The following is a 17421-nucleotide window of genomic DNA, read 5'->3' as shown; positions in this document are numbered from 1 at the left end:
TAGCTCACAGGCTTGGGGAAAATTCTTGAGCCCGAGTGCAAGATTGGTCACAATGCGCAGGCTTAATGATTGGGACAAACACATGCAAAAACTGTTGGTAGTGCGAAACGACAAAATTGGCGACTTTATGCTGGCATGGCCTAGCTTTGCGCTGCTAAAAGCTTCATTACCTAATTGTGAAATAAGCGCTTTGGTGCCTAGCTATACCGCTCCTCTCGCAGAGCTTTGCCCTTGGATTGACAAGGTAATTATTGATTGCGGAGCTGATGGTGATGCTGGCGAGCAAGCTGCACTACTTAATGAGGTGAAGCAACTGCACTTTGATGGTTATTTGTGCTTGTTCTCGACAATGCGTAACGCTTGGTTGGGCGTACGCGCTGGTATTAAATTACGCTGTGCACCTGCCACTAAGCTTGCTCAGTTTTTGTATAATCACCGAGTAAAGCAACGCCGCTCTCAATCTCGAAAACCTGAATTTGAATACAACTTAGAGCTTACTCGCGCTTTTTTAACTAAGTTGCAAGTCAACCCGCTAGAGCCTACTAGTCCTTATTTGCAGTTTAGCGCTGAGCAAATTGCTAAACGTAAGCAGGCTGAGTTTGCCGAGTTGGATGCTAAATCCTTAGCAATGGTACATATTGGCAGTGGTGGCTCGGCAAATAACTTAAGCATTGAGCAGTATTTTAGTTTGATTGATTGTCTGGCTAAACTTAAGCCCGAGTTACACTTTGTGATTACTGCAGGGCCTGGCGAGTTAATCGCCGCCCAAGAGTTGGTAAATCAGTTAGATACTGCAGAGGTGTCTAGTCAGCTATATTATTCAGAAGAGGGCTTAAAAACCTTTTGTGAAGTATTGGCCTGTGCTGACGTATTTATTGCAGGTTCAACCGGGCCGCTGCATATTGCAGGGGCTTTAGATGTGCCAACTGTTGGCTTTTTCCCTAGTCGTCGCAGTGCAACACCTTTGCGTTGGCAGCCTCTTAATAGCCAAGGCCGACATATTTCTTTCTCACCGCCGGCAGGTGAGCTTACTCAAGAAGATATGAGTTTGATTAATGTGAGTGACTCAGCGGTTAAAATTAATTTGTGGTGGCAAAAGCTGCAAACAAAAGAAGTAGCAGAATAAAACGATGAGCGTATTAAAAAAGATAAGAACGGCGCTGCGACAGTTTGATGCGAAGCGTCGCAATAATTCAGTGGCTCTAGAGGCTGCATTTTTAAAGCTAATTGGTGGCCGTAAAGGGCGTCAGCAGCAAATGCTTGAGCCGCAAGAGGTGAACCGAGTACTCATTGTGCGAAATAACAAGCGCATTGGTAACATGTTTTTCCTACTGCCTTACGTAAACAAAGTGATAGAAATGTATCCCGATGCGGAAGTGGAGCTATTACTTACCGATCCTTGGCAAGGCCAAGTTTTCGAAAATTTAGGCTTAAGTAAAATTCATTATTCGCAATTTGGTTTAAAAACTATTTCAGGTTTTTTCGCCACTATGCGCCAATTGCGTAAACAAGTTTATGATGTGGTGTTAATACCTTACAGCGGTTCGAGCGATCGCATAGTCACAGCATTAGTGACGGCCAAAAATGTTTATGGGTACGATGATAAAGTTAACGGTGCCGTTTGTAGCCATACTTTCAAGCAAACGCGCCGCTATAAACACTATGCTTTAGGTTGTATGGAGCTTCTAGAGCAATTACATCAGGTGGAGCCTAGTGATTATTATGCTCGTTTGGTGTTAAGTGAGTTTGAACAACAACACGCTCGTAACGAGCTAAATGGGTTGATAGGCCATAATAATAAACCCTGCCTAGCTTATTTTAGAGGTGCTCGGGGAGCCAAAGTCATTGCTGATAAAGATTGGCAGATCTTGTTAGACAAGTTCAAAAAGCATTATGGTGGGGAGTTAAACGTTATTGAAATTCTGAGCCCTGATGTCGCCAAGCCATTAGTAGACGCGGAGTTCACATACTCAAATAGTGATTTGCGAAAGCTTGCTGCGTTTTTGCAGCAAGTACCCTTGTTTTTCTGTGGTGACACCGGCCCGTTGCACTTAGCAAGCTCTGCTGGCGCTTATTGTGTAGGGTTGTTTTCCGTGACCAATGTGGCGCAATATGGCTGCTTAGGAGAACATGCGGTCAATGTGACTGATCTAGCTGCTATAGATGCAGCTAAATTGTTGGAAGAACTTAAACTTCAGTAAGTTTACTTTTTGTAATGGCTGTCGTTTTCTCGTGCCCATAAATCGGCGTACTTAACAAAGGTTGAATGCGCCGACAGTATTGCAATTAAAAAGCCCGCCTTACCATCTAAAAAGCCTCGCTTGAGTAAATACATTTTTGCAAAGCAACCTATAGCGTGCGTTATGCCTTGCCCTAATGTTGCGCGTTTGCCTTTGGCCTCTCGTTGATCGGCCCAAGCTTTGGCATAACCAGCAGATTTTACTAAATAATGATGTATTGAGTCATAAGTGTAATGCAGTAAGTCGCCAGATAGATGTTTAACTTTACTTTCTTCTGGAATAACGAGTTTTTCGTGCACTAAAGCATCGTTGTATTGGGTTAGTTGAGTAGGGTGAAGCCTTAGTACTTTATCGGGATACCAGCCGCTATGAGACAAAAATCGGCCAAATACCCAGGAGCGTCGGGCGACACTGTAGATGGTTTTGTTATCGCTCTTTAAAGCCTTTTGTATCGAACTTGCTAATTCTGGTGTGACCCGCTCATCGGCATCTATCCAGAAACACCAATCAGTGCTGACTTTTTGTTGGGCTAGCTGGCGCTGGTTGCCAAAACCTTGCCAATCGACATTTTGGTGAAACTCAGCACCAAGCTGTTCTGCAATCTCTTGACTGTTGTCGGTACTGCCAGAGTCAAAGACAATCACTGTGTCCGCCCAAGTTAATGAGTTAATACAGTCTTTAAGGTTTAGCGACTCGTTTTTAGCGATAATGATAGCTGTTACTGTGGCTTGTTGATTCATTTCGCTCATAATTGTTGCTCTTTTTTAATCAATTCAAACATCTCAATCACCGCGTCAAGGGTGATGTATTGCATTGCTTTGGGATCTTTAACTCTGCTGCGCCAACTAAGCTGAGCTGCGGGTTTGCCTTGTTCTTTTTCAATCAGTGTTTGCCATACGCTCACCACGTAATCTCGATAATGATAAGGACCGGTGCGTTGCGGGTTGTGGTGAGCATATAGTCCTAGAACGGGTGTATTTACCGCTACCGCCATATGAGCAGGGCCGGTATCTGGCGATATTAGCAGATCTGCTTGGGCAATGAGTGCCCAAAGCTGGCTTAAGTTGGTTTTTCCACAAAGGTTGTTCAGTTTGCCTTGGCAGGCTTGGTTAATTTGCTCACTTAGCGCAACTTCAATGCTAGCCGGGCTGCCGATTAAACTCACTTGGTAGCCTTGTTCGAGCGCGTATTGGGCGATGCCTGCATAACCTTGCAAAGTCCAATTTTTATAGGCTTTGCTAGCAGCCGGACAGATCACGATATGCTTACTGGAACTGGCCAGCAATTGTTTTGCGGTATCTTGGTCGGCTTCTGAGAGTGGCACGTGCCAACTTGGGGCCTGAATACCTATTCCTAGTGGCAATAAAAATTGCAGAAAGCCATCTAATACATGGGCCGAATTAGCCGGAGCAATTTTCTCGTTAGTAAATAGCCACTGGCCATCTTTAGCGCGGCTTTTGTCAAAACCAATTTTACGTTTTGCGCGAATGCAGCAACTTAACAAGCTAGCGCGCAGTGCTGCTTGCATGTGCAGCAATACATCAAATTGCTGGTTCTTAAGCTCTCGTTTAATAGCGAGCATGCCTTTTAAGCCATCTTTTTTGTTGTATACAACTAGTTTTATATTGCTGAAGGCAGCCAATAACTGTGCTTCAGCTTTGCCACATACCCAGGTGACATCGGCATTTGGGTAACTGTTTTGAAGTTGCTGAACAACAGCCAAAGCATTACAGACGTCGCCGATGGCAGATAGGCGTAAAATACAGACTTTTAAGGTGGTTTGCTGTTTGGTCATTATGGCAAAAGTGGCGGATTTTCTTAAGTATTATGCTTTTTGCAGCTTGCGTTGTAAAATTGCTGAGATTTGTTTCACAAGCGATAACTATGCAGATTGAAAAACAGAAAACCGCTGACGGCTGGCTATTTTATAATCCAGCAGTGTGGCAGCAGGTAAGTGATGCTTATTTTGAGCCCCGCCATTGGCAACAAAATAGAGCAGTGGTAGGCCAAGCGATGGGCCGAGGTAAGACCCTGTTTTTTCGTTTTGAACATCGAGAATTTGTATTACGCCATTATCACCGTGGTGGCTTAGTCGCTAAATTGAGCAATGACCGCTATTTGTATTCAAGCCTACAGCGCAGTCGAGTATGGAAAGAATTCTCGCTGTTGATGAAACTACAAACCTTGGCGCTTCCTGCACCTGTGCCGATTGCTGGCAGGGTTAAACGCAAAGGCTTGAGCTTCCAGGCGGATTTAATTTTAGAGCGCATAAGTGGCGCTAAAGATCTTGCTAAGTTGCTTAGCGAGCGTCGATTACCTTTAGATCTATGGCAAAAAATTGCCGAAACGATAGCACAGTTTCATCGGGCTGGGGTTTATCATGCCGACCTCAACTTACGTAACATCATGGTTGATGACCAACAGCGGGTTTGGTTGATTGACTTTGATAATGGCCGTATTTGTCGACCGAGAAAGAAATGGCAGCAAGCTAACCTTGCTCGATTCTACCGCTCTTTAGAAAAAGAACAGGCGAAGCCTGGTTATTGCCATTGGCTAGAGTCTGACTGGCAGTATTTTGTTGCTTGTTATCAACAAGCCCTTTAGTTCAACAGTGCCGCTAGACTGCGCGCTAAAGCGCCTTGGTTCTGCTTTACAATAGACAAGCCAGCGTCCCCCGCTTTGTTGCGCTCTTCAGCATCGCTTAACCATGCTTTAAGCCAATTAGCCAGTTGCTCGGTGTCGGCGCTAAGTTTAAGTGCGCCGCAGGCTTGGAGCTGTTGGCTGATATCTGAGAAGTTAAAGTCATGTTCGCCAGCAACGCAGGGTAATCTTAGCGCAGCTGCTTCTAAGTAATTATGCCCGCCAATGGGCACTAAAGAACCGCCGATGAAGGCGGCATCTGAGCAAGCATACATCAGCAGCATCTCGCCCATGGTATCGGCTAAATACACTGCATCTTTTGCTTCAGGGCTTTGCTGTTGGCTGCGACGAGCGCAATCAAAGCCGCTGCTAGCAATTAATTCGGCCACTTGGTCGAAACGCTCAGGGTGTCGGGGGACCAATATTAGTAAGCTGTCGGGAAGCTGCTTACGAACCTGTTGCATCACCTCAAGCACTTTCTCGTCTTCGCCTTTGTGGGTGCTGGCGGCAATCCATATTAGGCGCTCACCAAACAAACTAGGCCGAAGTTGTTCTGCTTGTTGCTGTATGTTTTTGGTATCGGGTAGATCGTATTTTATGGAACCTGTTACCACCAAGTTGGCTGCTGTAACTCCCAATTGATTAAAGCGCTGTGCGTCATCTTGGTGTTGCGCCAATACTTGCCCCAATTGCCCATATAAGCGTTGACTAAAGCCTTTAAATCGCAAATAGCGTTGGCAAGAGCGTTGTGACATACGGGCATTGATAAGCGATACCGGAATGTTTTGGCTTTGGCAAAGCTGCAGCCAATTTGGCCACAGTTCGGTTTCCATAATCCATAGCTGCTTGGGTTTGTGTAAATGCTGAAACCAGCGAATACAGGGCCATAGATCAAAGGGCGCATAGCGATGAATGACTAAATCCGCCAGTTTTGATTGCGCTTGCTCAGCACCTGTAGCGGTAGTGGTGGTCAGCAAAATTTTGCATTGTGGTTGCTGCTGCTTTAGTTGAGTAATTAAAGGAATGGCCGCCAATACTTCACCAACTGATACAGCATGGAACCATACATCAACCGCTGATACTTTTTTACTTACACCAAAATGTTCTGGCCAACGCTTACCTACCGAAGGTTTACCAGCTCTTGGCCAGTACAGTTTGTACATGGCTAAGGGCAAGACTAAAAGTAGCAAGATGTTATAAAAAATACGCATGGTTATTTAGTTACTTTTATTTTCTTCTATTAGGTCTTCTATGCTTAAACCTTGTTCTTCTAGGTAGGCATCAACCTGCTCTTGGTAGCTAATTAGATAAGAGTACTTGTTGCTGTCGTGGCTAGCGACAAGGTTTACTACAAGGAAATAAGCTGCAATTATGGTTGTTAGCTTTGCTAGTTTTTCTGGTTTTTTATTTTGCCAATATTCGGCGTAATAAAGCACCGGGAGCAAGGCAAAAGCAAAGGCAATGATTAGGTGCCAATAAGAGAAAATAATCGGCGATAGCATTGCCGAGATAATAATGCCTAAGAACGCAGAAAACGCGTAATGCATTAGCCATTCAGATGAGGCTAAATTTAATGCTTGTCTGCTTCGCCAATGCGGTTTGACAACCTTCCAAGCTTTTTTGTTAACTACCCAAGCACATATAACGGTAATACCGCCTACCGTAAAGAGTATTGCTTGCCATATATAATCAACAACCATTCTTAGCCACTCTATATCGGTGAGCCAATGAAAATTAGCATCAACAATAATGCGATTGGTAAACAAGAAAGAGCTATAGCGTAGCCAATACAAGGCGGCTTTGAGTACCGGGTAAACATTGACCGCACCCCAGCCAATATATCGTTCGCTATCTTGGCCTTGAATTGAGGAGTTCTGCAATACTTCCATGAAATAGGGGACCAAACTGGCCAATACGGCTAAGCCACCGGCAATTAAACCCCACCAACTTACTTTAATGATACCCCGATAATATAGGTAGGCTGACATCACGGCTAAAATTGGCCATGAGTAATGAATTTGCATGGCTAAGCCAATAGCTACAACATGCAAAAAGCTAGAAATAAAACTGCTTTTCTCTCTCATATTGAATGCTGTCCAGCAATGCAGGGCAGCAAAAAAACATAAATAAGCGGGGTTATAAATGATGCTGTCGAATAGGAACCATGGGCTTAACAGGTATAGTACGGCGAAGCCAATTCTCACTACAGGGCTAAAGCATTGCTTAATTACATGATCGAAAAGGAAGAATGACATTAAACGAATAAAGGGTAACAGCAACATTGGTGACCAAGGAGAGTCCCAAACGAGTAAAGGTAAACCAACCAATAAACTGGACAATGAACCAGGTACATTACCCACTACACTGGCTGCATTACCATAGCTTAACCACGTTCCGTGATAGGCACCCAAGTAGCCTTTTAATAGCATTTGGGTTTGATCACCGGTGAGGATTTGGTTGCTAGCGTATACAAGTAATAAAGCAACAGAGCTAACAAAGATAGACCAGTAAATTAGTGTGAAATGTTTTTCAATTTGTTGGTTTAAAGACACAATTGAGCTCTGTAGGTTAGTTAAGGTTTATGGATTTCTGCTTGGGAGTATGTCCAGCAGCGATGGATAACAAAGGTAACAAGAGGTAGTAAAACAATCACTACCGCAACTTTAATGATATTCGAAAAATCGTTAAGTAAAGATGATAATAAGATAGATAAGCACAAGGCTGAAGTCTGCACCACAAAAAAGCGCAAGGCATTGTTTAATGAAGGTTGGTTTTGAAATACCCAACAAGTTTGTAATAGGTAGGAGAAAACAAATGCTAAGCTAAAACCAACAAAGTTAGCCAAAGCAAAAGCTTGCGGCCAGTACTGTAAAACCGCCAAAGCCAAAACAAAGTGAATCGTTGTAGCAATAACCCCAGTAAGACCATATCGCGCGATGCGAAGACTAAATAGCTTAGCTATTAAGTGAGCCATGTTTAGTTGTCTTCTTCGACAATGTAGATAGGTCGGCGTTTTGACTCCATAAATAAACGGCCAATATACTCGCCTAACACACCTAAACCGATTAGTTGTACCCCACCTAAAAATAGCATTATTGTTATTAACGAAGCGTAACCAGGGGCATCGATACCAAATAGTAGTGTCTTAATGACAATAGCGCTGCCATAAATAAACGCTAAAGTAGAAATAGCTAAGCCAATGTACAACCAGATGCGCAGCGGAGCAGTACTAAAGCTGGTAATGCCTTCTAGGGCGAAATTCCACAGCTTCCAGCCATTAAAACTGGTTTCACCTGCGACTCGAGGGTCTCGCTTGTATTCTACAGTTTTCGTTTTAAAACCAACCCATGAAAACATACCCTTCATAAAGCGTTGATTTTCCGGCATTTGTTGAATGGCAGACACAACTCTGCGAGTCATTAGCCGATAATCACCGACATTTTCCGGAATTTTCACATGAGATATTTTATTGTGAAATTTGTAGAACAATTCAGCACTGAGCTTTTTGGCGAAACTGTCACTGGTTCTATCAACACGTTTAGCTACAACAACATCGTAACCATTGTTCCACTCCCGAATGAAGTCATGAATAAGCTCGGGTGGATCTTGTAGATCAACATCAATGGGAACAATCACTTGGCCTTTAGATAAATCTATCCCTGCGGTAAGTGCTGCTTCCTTACCAAAATTGCGGGCGAGATTAATGACTCTTATTCCAGCGTGTTGTTTTTGCAAATCTTTGAGTGCGGCTAAGGTGTTATCGCGACTGCCGTCGTTTATAAAAATAATTTCGAAACTAAGCTCGGTTTTTTCAAGTTCTGGCAGCATGGTATCGATAAATAAACCCACTGTATCTTGCTCGTTAAAGCAAGGGCAAACTATTGATATAACCGGAGGCTTTGTGCTCATAGGGAGTCTCGACAACGTTAAATAAAGTAAGTGTAGTTAAGTCAATAAATCAGCAATAGACGAAATTGCGCGCTCTGGTGCTAGTTCAGTTAAGCATTTTAGGTGGCCGAACTGACAAGTCTTTTTAAAACACGGGCGACAATCGATATCAGTATGCAAGATAGCGGCATTTTCGGTTAGTGGTGGTGTGTATTTTGGTGAAGATGAACCATAAATAGCGATCAACGGTAACTCTAGCGCTGCCGCGATGTGCATTAAACCTGAGTCATTACTTACCGCCAAAGTAGCTAGTGCCATTAAATCGATGGCTTCAGCTAACTTAGTTTTTCCTGCAAGGTTGTGGCAGTACTGTTGCAACTCTTGTGGGACGTGGCTAATGATTTGCGCTCCCACGGCTTGATCTTTATCTGAGCCAAAAATCCATACTTGACCTTTGCGTTCATTAATCCAGTGGGCTGCCACTTGAGCGTAATGTTGCTCTGGCCAGCGCTTTGCTGGGCCAAATTCTGCGCCAGGGCACAAGGCTAATATAGGATGCTGTGTGTCTAACGCTAGCTGAGCCAAAGCCTCTTGCTGATTCGCTTGGTTGGCTTGTAGCTGAGGGTGCAGATAAGTTGGCAGATCAGCTGCTGATTGCATCGACGCTTTAGGGTGAGCCAAGGAAACATAACGTTCCACCATTAATGGGAAGTCGTGTTTGTTGCTGCGCAAATCGTTCAGCAGGCCGTAGCGGCTCTCCCCTTTCCAACCAGTACGTTGCTTAATGCCGGCAAACCAAGGGATTAATGCTGATTTTAAAGAATTGGGTTGGGTAATAGCCCAATCATAGTGGTTTTGTTTTAGCTCTCGGGCTAACTTCCAACGGGTGGTAAGCTGTAAATCACCGTGGCCTAAGGGCATGCGCAGTGCATTGTCTACTTCGGGCATCCGCTCTAGCATAGGGCGGCACCAATCTGGCGCTAGTACATCCAATTGCGCCTTTGGGTGCAGTTGTTTAAGAGTTTTGTACAAGCTTTGCGACATCACCATGTCGCCTACCCAAGATGGGCCTACCACCAGAATTTTCATTCATAACCTATGTTAAAAAGGGGCCTGTCGCCCCTTGAGTATTTTTTGTTACTTGTTTAGCCAGGCCATGTATTCAGCGACCCCTTGAGCAACATCTTTAAATGGTTCTGCGTAACCGGCTGCGCGCAGCTTGTCGATATTTGCTTGGGTAAAACTTTGATAACGACCTTTTAGGTGATCAGGGAATGGTATGTACTCAATTTCACCTTTTTGGTGATAGTTTATTACCGCTTCAGCCACCGCACGGAAAGGTTCTGCTTGGCCTGTACCTAGGTTGAAAATACCGCTTTGGTCTGGGTTTTTCCAGAACCATAGGTTTACTTTTACCACGTCGCCAACGTAAACAAAATCACGACTTTGTCCGCCATTGCCATAGCCGTCATAACCTTCAAATAATTTAGGGTTTTGCCCGTCATTTACTTGGTTATTTAAGTGGAAAGCTACACTGGCCATGCTGCCTTTGTGTTGCTCGCGAGGACCATATACGTTGAAATAGCGAAAGCCCACAACTTGAGAGTCAATTTCGGGTAACAAACGGCGCACGTAATTATCAAACTGCAGCTTTGAATAACCGTATACATTAAGTGGGCCTTCGTATTGCTTCTCTTCTTTGAAGATCTCTGTGTCACCATAAGTAGCGGCAGATGAGGCATATAAAAACGGAATGCGACGGTCTAAGCAGTAATGCAATAGCTCTTTCGAGTACTCGTAGTTGTTTTCCATCATGTACTTGCCGTCCCACTCAGTGGTGGCAGAGCAAGCGCCTTCATGGAAAATGGCTTCAATTTTTTGGCCGTATTCAGCGCCAATATCTTCGCCAGAAACAATACGGGCTATGAAGTCGTCTTTATCAAGGTAATCAGCGATTTCTAGATCAACCAAATTGACGAATTTGGTACCGTCTTTGAGGTCATCAACCACAATGATGTCATTATGGCCTTGTTCGTTGAGACTTTTTACAATGTTTGCGCCAATAAAGCCCGCGCCACCTGTTACGATAATCATAATACTGCCATTCCAAAAATTGTCGTTAATCTAAGGATTTTATGCTGTGGCGAGGTGAATAGCAATTGTGCTTCCAGTTGAATCTAGTTAATAAAAACTGGATTTTGGCAGCGTTTGCAGGTATCAACGTAATATCATTGAGAACTTTTTAGCCAAATGAAAACTAAAGACAAAATAATTCATACTTCTCTCAAACTCTTCAACGAGCGCGGCGAAAGACAAATCACTACCAATCATATCGCCGCCGAGCTGGGCATTAGTCCCGGGAATCTTTACTACCATTTCAGTAACAAACAAGAAATTATCCGCAGCATTTTCGATTTATACGTGGCTCAGTTAGAAAGCAGCTTTCGTCCTCATGCTGATCAACGGTTAAGCCTAGAACACTTAACGCAGTACTTGGATGCCAGCTTTGAACTAATGTGGCGTTTTCGTTTTATGTACGCCAACTTGCTAGAACTGTTGGCGCGAGATGCTGAACTAGAACAAAAATACCAAGCCTTGCAGCTAGAACTGGCTAATTGGAGCCGAGATATTCTCTTTCAGTTGCGCGAGAGTCGCTTTCTAAGTGGTGACGATGCAACAATGGTTGAATTAGCCGACAGCGTTAAGTTTATTATTGGTGCTTGGATTGGCTACCAAAGTGCTCAACTAAAAGGTGGCGAAATCACCAAACCTCGGTTGTATCAAGGGGTGCTTAAAATCTTGTTTACCTTGCGCCCATACTTTACTGATGAGTCTCAAAACATCTATCAAGATTTGCATCAACATTACGTAAAATGTGCTGAACGCAGTGAATAGTTTTTAATTTAGATTTAAGGCTGTATTTGCCAAATAAAACACTATAATTCAGCTATTATTCTGGATTTAAATAGGGTTTGCCATGACAGCCGCTTTCTCAGCACACATTTCTCAGCTCTTACAACAAGTAAAAGATGACGGTTTATATAAGCATGAGCGAGTAATCAACTCTCAGCAGCAAGCCGCTATCGCTGTTGAACAAGGCCAAGTTGTTAACTTTTGTGCTAACAATTACTTGGGCTTAGCCAATTCCCCAGCTCTTATTGAGGCAGCCAAATCGGGTTTAGATGGCCACGGCTTTGGTGCTGCTTCGGTGCGTTTTATTTGTGGTACTCAAGATATTCACAAACGTTTAGAGCAAGGCTTGAGTGAGTTTCTGGGTATGGAAGATACGATTTTGTATTCTTCTTGCTTTGATGCCAACGCTGGACTTTTTGAAACCTTATTGGGTCCCGAGGATGCGATTATCTCTGATGCACTAAACCATGCTTCGATTATTGATGGTGTTCGTTTGTGCAAAGCAAAGCGTTTTCGTTATGCTAATAACGACTTAGCAGAGCTGGAGCAATGCTTAAAAGCCGCCGATGAAGCGGGAGTGCGCTTTAAGCTGATTGCCACCGATGGCGTGTTCTCCATGGACGGCGTGATTGCCAACTTGCCAGGAATTTGTGATTTAGCTGATAAGTATGATGCCATGGTGATGGTTGATGATTCTCACGCCGTTGGCTTTGTAGGTGAACATGGCCGTGGCACTCACGAGTATCATCAAGTGATGGAGCGAGTAGACATTATTACCGGCACCTTAGGTAAAGCCATGGGCGGTGCTTCTGGTGGTTTTACTTCAGCCAAAAAAGAAGTGATTGATTGGTTGCGTCAACGTTCGCGTCCTTACCTCTTTTCTAACTCGCTGGCGCCGGCCATTGTTAGTGCGTCTCTTAAAGTATTGGAATTACTCGCTGAAGGAGATGCTCTGCGTAAACAGCTGTGGGATAACGTCGAATACTTCAGAACTGAGATGAGCCAAGCGGGCTTTACCTTAGCTGGCGCCGATCATGCCATCATTCCTGTGATGTTAGGTGACGCTAAACTGGCCAGCACCTTTGCCGACAAATTACTTGAGCGCGGCATTTACGTGATTGGCTTTTCTTTCCCTGTGGTACCTAAAGGCCAAGCAAGGATCCGTACGCAAATTTCAGCAGCGCATACACGCGAGCAACTAGAACATGCTGTTTCAGCCTTTACAGAAGTAGGTAAAGAGTTGGGGGTGATTGAATGAGCATTAAAGCCTTAGCAAAGTTAAAAACAGAGCCTGGAATTTGGATGACCCAAGTCGACATGCCTGAGCTCGGTCACAACGATCTTCTGATTAAAATAAACAAAACCGCTATTTGTGGTACCGATGTACACATCTATAACTGGGATGAGTGGTCACAAAAGACTATTCCAGTCCCCATGGTGATAGGCCATGAATATGCGGGAGAAGTTGTAGATATTGGCCAAGAAGTACGTGGTTTTTCGGTGGGTGATAGAGTCTCTGGCGAAGGGCACATCACCTGTGGCCATTGCCGCAACTGCCGGGGCGGGCGTACTCATTTGTGCCGCAATACCGTTGGAGTTGGCGTAAATCGTACTGGCTGTTTTTCTGAATACTTGGTTATTCCTGCAGTTAACGCTTTTAAACTACCCGACGAGATTAGTGACGACTTAGCCGCTATTTTCGACCCTTTTGGTAACGCAGTTCACAGTGCCTTGTCGTTTAATTTAGTGGGTGAAGACGTATTGATTACCGGTGCCGGCCCTATTGGTGTAATGGCTGCGGCTATTTGTAAGCACGTTGGTGCGCGCCATGTTGTGGTAACTGATGTAAATGACTACCGCTTGGACCTAGCCCAAAAAATGGGAGCAACTCGGGTAGTTAATGTTGCCAAGCAATCGTTGAAAGATACCATGAACGAACTCAACATGACCGAAGGCTTTGATGTAGGCCTAGAAATGTCCGGTGTGCCCAGTGCTTTTAGCTCTATGTTAGAGCTGATGAATCATGGTGGCAAAGTGGCAATGTTGGGTATTCCCCCTAGCGATATGGGCATTGATTGGAGCCAAGTAATTTTTAAAGGCTTGGTGATTAAAGGAATCTATGGCCGAGAAATGTTTGAAACATGGTATAAAATGGCATCTTTGGTACAATCTGGCCTCGATTTAAGCCCAATAATTACCCATCATTATAGTGTTGACGATTTTCAGCAAGGTTTTGATGCGATGCGCTCAGGACAAAGTGGCAAAGTTATTTTGGATTGGAGCTAAATGCCTAAATGTTTACAAAAGTGACAACTAACTTGACTGTTCCTTAGAGGTAAGTGACAAATATCATATCGACAGTTTGTTGTACTCTTTGCTAAGGTGGTTCAGGCATTAACTTCGGTAAATATACGGTGTTGCAGTTGTTGTTTTGAAGCGCACTCCACATATAGGTTGTAAAAAGGAATTTCCCTTTGTTTTCAAAAATTAGTCATTTAAGGCGCTATATTCTGGCGGGATGCCTTGCTTTAATTAGTTTTGGTGGGGTAGCGCAAGTATCCCTGTACCTACCGCTAAATCAAAATCGGATTATAGAATCTGATATAGAAAAACTAATCACTATCACATCAGCCCCAGGTATGAAGCGCCCTTACCCGGTTACTCAAGTTAGGCATTATGCGGAGATGATTACTGAGGTTTATCCTGCCCTGTATAAGCGTATTGATAGCTATTTAAAGCGTTATGAGCAAAACCTTGCTTTAACCGATGCTAACTTAGAGCTAGCTGTAGGCAATGGTGAACAGAGTATCGCTAATGCACGAGGGCAAAAGGTTGAGGACAATATTCAAGGTAGCTTGAGAGGACACTGGAGAGCAACTGATTGGGCCGCATTATCCTTAGGTGCTCATTACACCCAAGCTAATCAGCTCAAGCCCACTGAAACATTTGTGGCTTTGGGTTTTGATTGGATGCAATTAGATGTAGGGATGCGTGAGCATTGGTATTCCCCTTTTAATGACTCATCGATGTTGATGAGTACACATGCACAAGTATCTCCTTCTATCACTCTTAGTAACTCTAAACCGCTAACATCTTGGCGTTTTCAATATGAAATCTTCTACAGCAAGTTAGAAGAAGTCGATTGTATCAACGTAAAAGGGGAGTGCCGTAAAGACCGTCCTGAATTGATTAGTTATCAAATTACTGCGATGCCTGTTGATTGGTGGCAGATAGGCTTTAGCCGTAATTTTCAGTATGGTGGTGATGGTGTAAATAGGTCTTTTGGTGATATTTTCGAAGCGCTTTTTTGTCCAACATGCGTACAGCACAATAAAGCGGGGGATGACGCTTGGGGTAATCAACAGATGGCGATTCATAGTCGATTTAATGTCGATGTTGGCCAACCAATGAGCATTTATTTTGAGTTTGGCGGCGAAGATATTGCCATTGGGCGAGATAATCGTTTAGGTAATATTACTTTTGGCGCAGGGGTTTACTTACCTTTGCTCACCGAGCAGTCATCTTTACGTCTAGAATGGAATAGCTGGCAATCTCAGTGGTACAACCATTGGATGTATCGAAATGGTTTTACCAATAATGGAAATGTGATGGGGCATTGGGGGGGCGGTAACCGAAAAGATATTAATGAAGCTCCAGGTGCACACGCTTTTTCTTTTCAGTATCAATATACATTAAGTAATCAAGAACAGTTGTTTTCTACTCTTCGCTTTATCAAGAATGAAGAACACTATTCAGACTACAGCCTTGGTTACGAGTTAGACATGATGTATGGGTTTAAGCTATTTGGTCAAAATGTAACCGCTGGGTTCTTAGCTGGACGTGATACTTCTAAAGACTCTTATGGACGATTGTATGCACAATATCACTTATAAAATAGTACTTGCAGTACTCTTAAGCACCACATTCACTGTTAATGCCAAGCCCTTGTCGATAAAAGATACCCAGTTTTTACCGAGCGTACATGTTGGCTTAGGGGTGCATAAAATTGGCGATCACCGAGGTTACGAGAACTTTGCTGCGGGTGACTTAGCTGTTGAGTATCACGGTATTCTTTCAGACAAATTTGAGTTAGGTTTTGGTGGTGGCTTTGTCGGCGATCTTACTGACTTCGAAGCACAGAACTCTTATTGGTATATTAAAGCTGTTGATGCGCGCTACCGATTTTATGAGCAATTCCACATAGGTGCTTTTGCGGGTGGTTCATACAGTAACCGATTTAATAAAGCTTATGGCATGTTATTAGGTGGGTACATTCGCTACGACTTATCTGACACATGGTCACTCAGCGCTGAATATCGCGAGACTTCAAATGATACCGACAACAACTTAGGTTACCCAGAAGGTGAGTTCAATATTCGAGACTATGACTTGTTGCAGTTGCGTTTGTCGTACAATTTTTAGTTTACTATGTTAGAACGGCTAAACGCCGAGCTTCAGGTCAGTGTTTAGTCTTTAGTTTGTTATAGTTTTCATGCGGTGGGCAACTAAACTTCCTCACTTGAACCGCTCGATTGTTACTCTATAGGATAATGTGTGGCTAATTTAGCTAAAGTTTCAACGGCTACCTTGTTAGCTGAAACTGCGAGAATTGCGTACTTTTTTAGCAAACCATTTTTCAAGAAGAAAATTTGGTTGTTATGTGAAACAGAAACTCAGGCTCAAGAAAATGGTTACGAGTTATTTCGTTGGATAAAAAGCAATGCGCCGTCTATCGAAGCCTATTATGTGATTCGAGATGATTCGCCTTCTATTAACAAGTTTCAATCGAATGAAGAGTGGCTCGCACTCGACTCGTGGAAGCAATATTTCTATATGTATCACGCCGAGGCTATTATCTCGACGCATGGCCTTTGGATGATTCCTGATGAGTTAGGCATCTTGAAAAAGCTGACTCGAAAAACCTTAAAAGCTAAGCGAGTGATGCTTAATCATGGGGTTGGGTTTCTAAAAAATGGCAAGCAGTTTTATCACAAGACCGTATTTCCGCTTAACTCTCAAATTATGGCTTTATCACCGAAGCATAAAGCTATTTTTACTGAAGAATACGGGTATGAAGATAGCGAGGTGGTTATCGCTGGCTATCCTCGCTTTGATAGCATGACTGATTTGAGCGCAGAGGCTAAATGGCCTAATATGATCGTTTATATGCCAACATTCAGAGATGATGAACAGAATTTAGGCGATGCTTTTCAAGAAACAGAGCTATTTAATCAAACCAAAGCTTTATTGCAAAGTGACAGTTTTAAGCAGTACCTAGAAGACAATGATGCCCATATCGCCATCTATCTTCATCAAAACATTCAGCAAAGTTCCAAGTATTTAGACCAATTCTCTTCTGCTCGGATTCATATTCTTAGGCAAGGTCAGTATTCTGTGACTGAGCTGTTAAGGATGGGAAAGTTATTGATAACTGACTATTCAAGCGTGTTTTTTGACTTTGTTTATATGAATAAGCCGTTTATTTCTTATCAGTTTGATTATGAGAAGTTTATTGGAGCTAGGAAAAACAAAGCGTTTATCGATATACGACGTGACCTTCCAGGTTACGTGGCAGATACACCAGCAGAGTTAGAAGAGAAAATTAGAATGGTGTTTGCTAACCAGTTTGTTCCTCAAGATGATCATCTGTTAAAAATAAAAGAATACTTTAGTTTTCAGGACCAAAAAAACTGTGAACGTGTGTTTAATGCGATTAACCAGCGCGACTAGTCTCGCTGGT

17 protein-coding genes are annotated in these 17421 nt (G+C 43.3%); 9 read left to right on the top strand and 8 right to left on the bottom strand.

Annotated elements, in window-relative coordinates:
* The first annotated feature begins 82 nt into the window (after positions 1-82).
* Positions 83-1126 carry a glycosyltransferase family 9 protein gene (locus tag OAG1_RS20940; protein ID WP_338622670.1) on the top strand — a complete coding sequence of 348 codons (1044 nt, stop codon included), beginning with the start codon at positions 83-85 and terminating at the stop codon, positions 1124-1126.
* Positions 1127-1130: 4 nt separating this feature from the next.
* On the top strand, positions 1131-2201 hold the full coding sequence (locus OAG1_RS20935) for a glycosyltransferase family 9 protein (RefSeq protein WP_338622668.1): 1071 nt from the start codon (positions 1131-1133) through the stop codon (positions 2199-2201).
* A 2-nt stretch (positions 2202-2203) separates the two neighbouring features.
* Here OAG1_RS20935 and OAG1_RS20930 read toward each other — a convergent pair whose 3' ends face one another.
* Both OAG1_RS20930 and OAG1_RS20925 read right to left on the bottom strand, forming a co-directional pair.
* On the bottom strand, positions 2204-2989 hold the full coding sequence (locus tag OAG1_RS20930) for a glycosyltransferase family 2 protein (protein WP_338622666.1): 786 nt from the start codon (positions 2987-2989) through the stop codon (positions 2204-2206).
* Positions 2986-4035, bottom strand: coding sequence for a glycosyltransferase family 9 protein (locus tag OAG1_RS20925; RefSeq protein ID WP_338622663.1), 1050 nt, complete (start codon positions 4033-4035; stop codon positions 2986-2988). The genes OAG1_RS20930 and OAG1_RS20925 overlap by 4 nt, the downstream gene beginning before the upstream one ends.
* An 89-nt stretch (positions 4036-4124) precedes the next feature.
* On the opposite strand from OAG1_RS20925, the gene OAG1_RS20920 reads away from it, so the two are divergent.
* Positions 4125-4844, top strand: coding sequence for a 3-deoxy-D-manno-octulosonic acid kinase (locus OAG1_RS20920; protein ID WP_338622661.1), 720 nt, complete (start codon positions 4125-4127; stop codon positions 4842-4844).
* Here the strand turns inward: OAG1_RS20920 and waaA are convergent.
* From waaA to rfaD, 6 genes are read right to left on the bottom strand one after another with little or no spacing between them, the layout of a single operon-like run.
* A complete protein-coding gene (waaA, locus tag OAG1_RS20915) occupies positions 4841-6091 on the bottom strand; it encodes a lipid IV(A) 3-deoxy-D-manno-octulosonic acid transferase (RefSeq protein WP_338622659.1) in 1251 nt (416 codons plus the stop codon). The two genes, OAG1_RS20920 and waaA, sit on opposite strands and share 4 nt — an antisense overlap.
* A 6-nt stretch (positions 6092-6097) precedes the next feature.
* Complete coding sequence (locus tag OAG1_RS20910) at positions 6098-7432, bottom strand: 3-deoxy-D-manno-octulosonic acid transferase (protein WP_338622657.1); 1335 nt, start codon at positions 7430-7432, stop codon at positions 6098-6100.
* Between the two features lie 20 nt (positions 7433-7452).
* Positions 7453-7854 carry a GtrA family protein gene (locus OAG1_RS20905; RefSeq protein ID WP_338622655.1) on the bottom strand — a complete coding sequence of 134 codons (402 nt, stop codon included), beginning with the start codon at positions 7852-7854 and terminating at the stop codon, positions 7453-7455.
* A 2-nt stretch (positions 7855-7856) separates the two neighbouring features.
* Complete coding sequence (locus OAG1_RS20900; protein WP_338622653.1) at positions 7857-8789, bottom strand: glycosyltransferase family 2 protein; 933 nt, start codon at positions 8787-8789, stop codon at positions 7857-7859.
* 36 nt (positions 8790-8825) lie between these two features.
* Positions 8826-9857, bottom strand: coding sequence for a lipopolysaccharide heptosyltransferase II (gene waaF, locus OAG1_RS20895; protein ID WP_338622651.1), 1032 nt, complete (start codon positions 9855-9857; stop codon positions 8826-8828).
* A gap of 48 nt (positions 9858-9905) precedes the next feature.
* Positions 9906-10862: an ADP-glyceromanno-heptose 6-epimerase gene (gene rfaD / locus OAG1_RS20890; RefSeq protein ID WP_016400135.1), complete on the bottom strand. Its 957-nt coding sequence runs from the start codon at positions 10860-10862 to the stop codon at positions 9906-9908.
* Positions 10863-11018: 156 nt separating this feature from the next.
* Between rfaD and OAG1_RS20885 the strand changes: the two genes are divergently transcribed.
* From OAG1_RS20885 to OAG1_RS20860, 6 genes are all read left to right on the top strand, one after another.
* Positions 11019-11663, top strand: a complete 645-nt coding sequence (locus tag OAG1_RS20885; protein ID WP_338622649.1) for a TetR/AcrR family transcriptional regulator — start codon at positions 11019-11021, stop codon at positions 11661-11663.
* A gap of 82 nt (positions 11664-11745) precedes the next feature.
* Positions 11746-12939 (top strand): glycine C-acetyltransferase, encoded by a 1194-nt coding sequence (locus tag OAG1_RS20880; protein WP_338622647.1) that lies wholly within the window; start codon positions 11746-11748, stop codon positions 12937-12939.
* A 2-nt stretch (positions 12940-12941) separates the two neighbouring features.
* Positions 12942-13967 carry an L-threonine 3-dehydrogenase gene (gene tdh / locus OAG1_RS20875; protein WP_338626453.1) on the top strand — a complete coding sequence of 342 codons (1026 nt, stop codon included), beginning with the start codon at positions 12942-12944 and terminating at the stop codon, positions 13965-13967.
* A gap of 188 nt (positions 13968-14155) precedes the next feature.
* Positions 14156-15574, top strand: a complete 1419-nt coding sequence (locus OAG1_RS20870) for a capsule assembly Wzi family protein (protein WP_338622645.1) — start codon at positions 14156-14158, stop codon at positions 15572-15574.
* Positions 15555-16103 carry a hypothetical protein gene (locus tag OAG1_RS20865; RefSeq protein ID WP_338622643.1) on the top strand — a complete coding sequence of 183 codons (549 nt, stop codon included), beginning with the start codon at positions 15555-15557 and terminating at the stop codon, positions 16101-16103. Before OAG1_RS20870 ends, OAG1_RS20865 begins: the two co-directional genes overlap by 20 nt.
* 132 nt (positions 16104-16235) lie before the next feature.
* Positions 16236-17411: a CDP-glycerol glycerophosphotransferase family protein gene (locus OAG1_RS20860; protein ID WP_338622641.1), complete on the top strand. Its 1176-nt coding sequence runs from the start codon at positions 16236-16238 to the stop codon at positions 17409-17411.
* Positions 17412-17421 lie beyond the last annotated feature (10 nt).

Origin of the sequence: Agarivorans sp. OAG1 (genome assembly GCF_037076485.1) — a bacterium.
Lineage (GTDB): Bacteria > Pseudomonadota > Gammaproteobacteria > Enterobacterales > Celerinatantimonadaceae > Agarivorans > Agarivorans albus.
Note: the sequence above shows the minus strand (reverse complement) of the source record. Positions and strands in the feature narration are given on the sequence as shown.

What these genes read in the sequence shown, in the direction of transcription:
- OAG1_RS20940 (WP_338622670.1), top strand. Translation starts at nt 83, where the DNA reads ATGCAAAAACTGTTGGTAGTGCGAAACGACAAAATTGGCGACTTTATG.
- OAG1_RS20935 (WP_338622668.1), top strand. Translation starts at nt 1,131, where the DNA reads ATGAGCGTATTAAAAAAGATAAGAACGGCGCTGCGACAGTTTGATGCG.
- OAG1_RS20930 (WP_338622666.1), bottom strand. Translation starts at nt 2,989, where the DNA reads ATGAGCGAAATGAATCAACAAGCCACAGTAACAGCTATCATTATCGCT.
- OAG1_RS20925 (WP_338622663.1), bottom strand. Translation starts at nt 4,035, where the DNA reads ATGACCAAACAGCAAACCACCTTAAAAGTCTGTATTTTACGCCTATCT.
- OAG1_RS20920 (WP_338622661.1), top strand. Translation starts at nt 4,125, where the DNA reads ATGCAGATTGAAAAACAGAAAACCGCTGACGGCTGGCTATTTTATAAT.
- waaA (WP_338622659.1), bottom strand. Translation starts at nt 6,091, where the DNA reads ATGCGTATTTTTTATAACATCTTGCTACTTTTAGTCTTGCCCTTAGCC.
- OAG1_RS20905 (WP_338622655.1), bottom strand. Translation starts at nt 7,854, where the DNA reads ATGGCTCACTTAATAGCTAAGCTATTTAGTCTTCGCATCGCGCGATAT.
- OAG1_RS20900 (WP_338622653.1), bottom strand. Translation starts at nt 8,789, where the DNA reads ATGAGCACAAAGCCTCCGGTTATATCAATAGTTTGCCCTTGCTTTAAC.
- waaF (WP_338622651.1), bottom strand. Translation starts at nt 9,857, where the DNA reads ATGAAAATTCTGGTGGTAGGCCCATCTTGGGTAGGCGACATGGTGATG.
- rfaD (WP_016400135.1), bottom strand. Translation starts at nt 10,862, where the DNA reads ATGATTATCGTAACAGGTGGCGCGGGCTTTATTGGCGCAAACATTGTA.
- OAG1_RS20885 (WP_338622649.1), top strand. Translation starts at nt 11,019, where the DNA reads ATGAAAACTAAAGACAAAATAATTCATACTTCTCTCAAACTCTTCAAC.
- OAG1_RS20880 (WP_338622647.1), top strand. Translation starts at nt 11,746, where the DNA reads ATGACAGCCGCTTTCTCAGCACACATTTCTCAGCTCTTACAACAAGTA.
- OAG1_RS20865 (WP_338622643.1), top strand. Translation starts at nt 15,555, where the DNA reads ATGCACAATATCACTTATAAAATAGTACTTGCAGTACTCTTAAGCACC.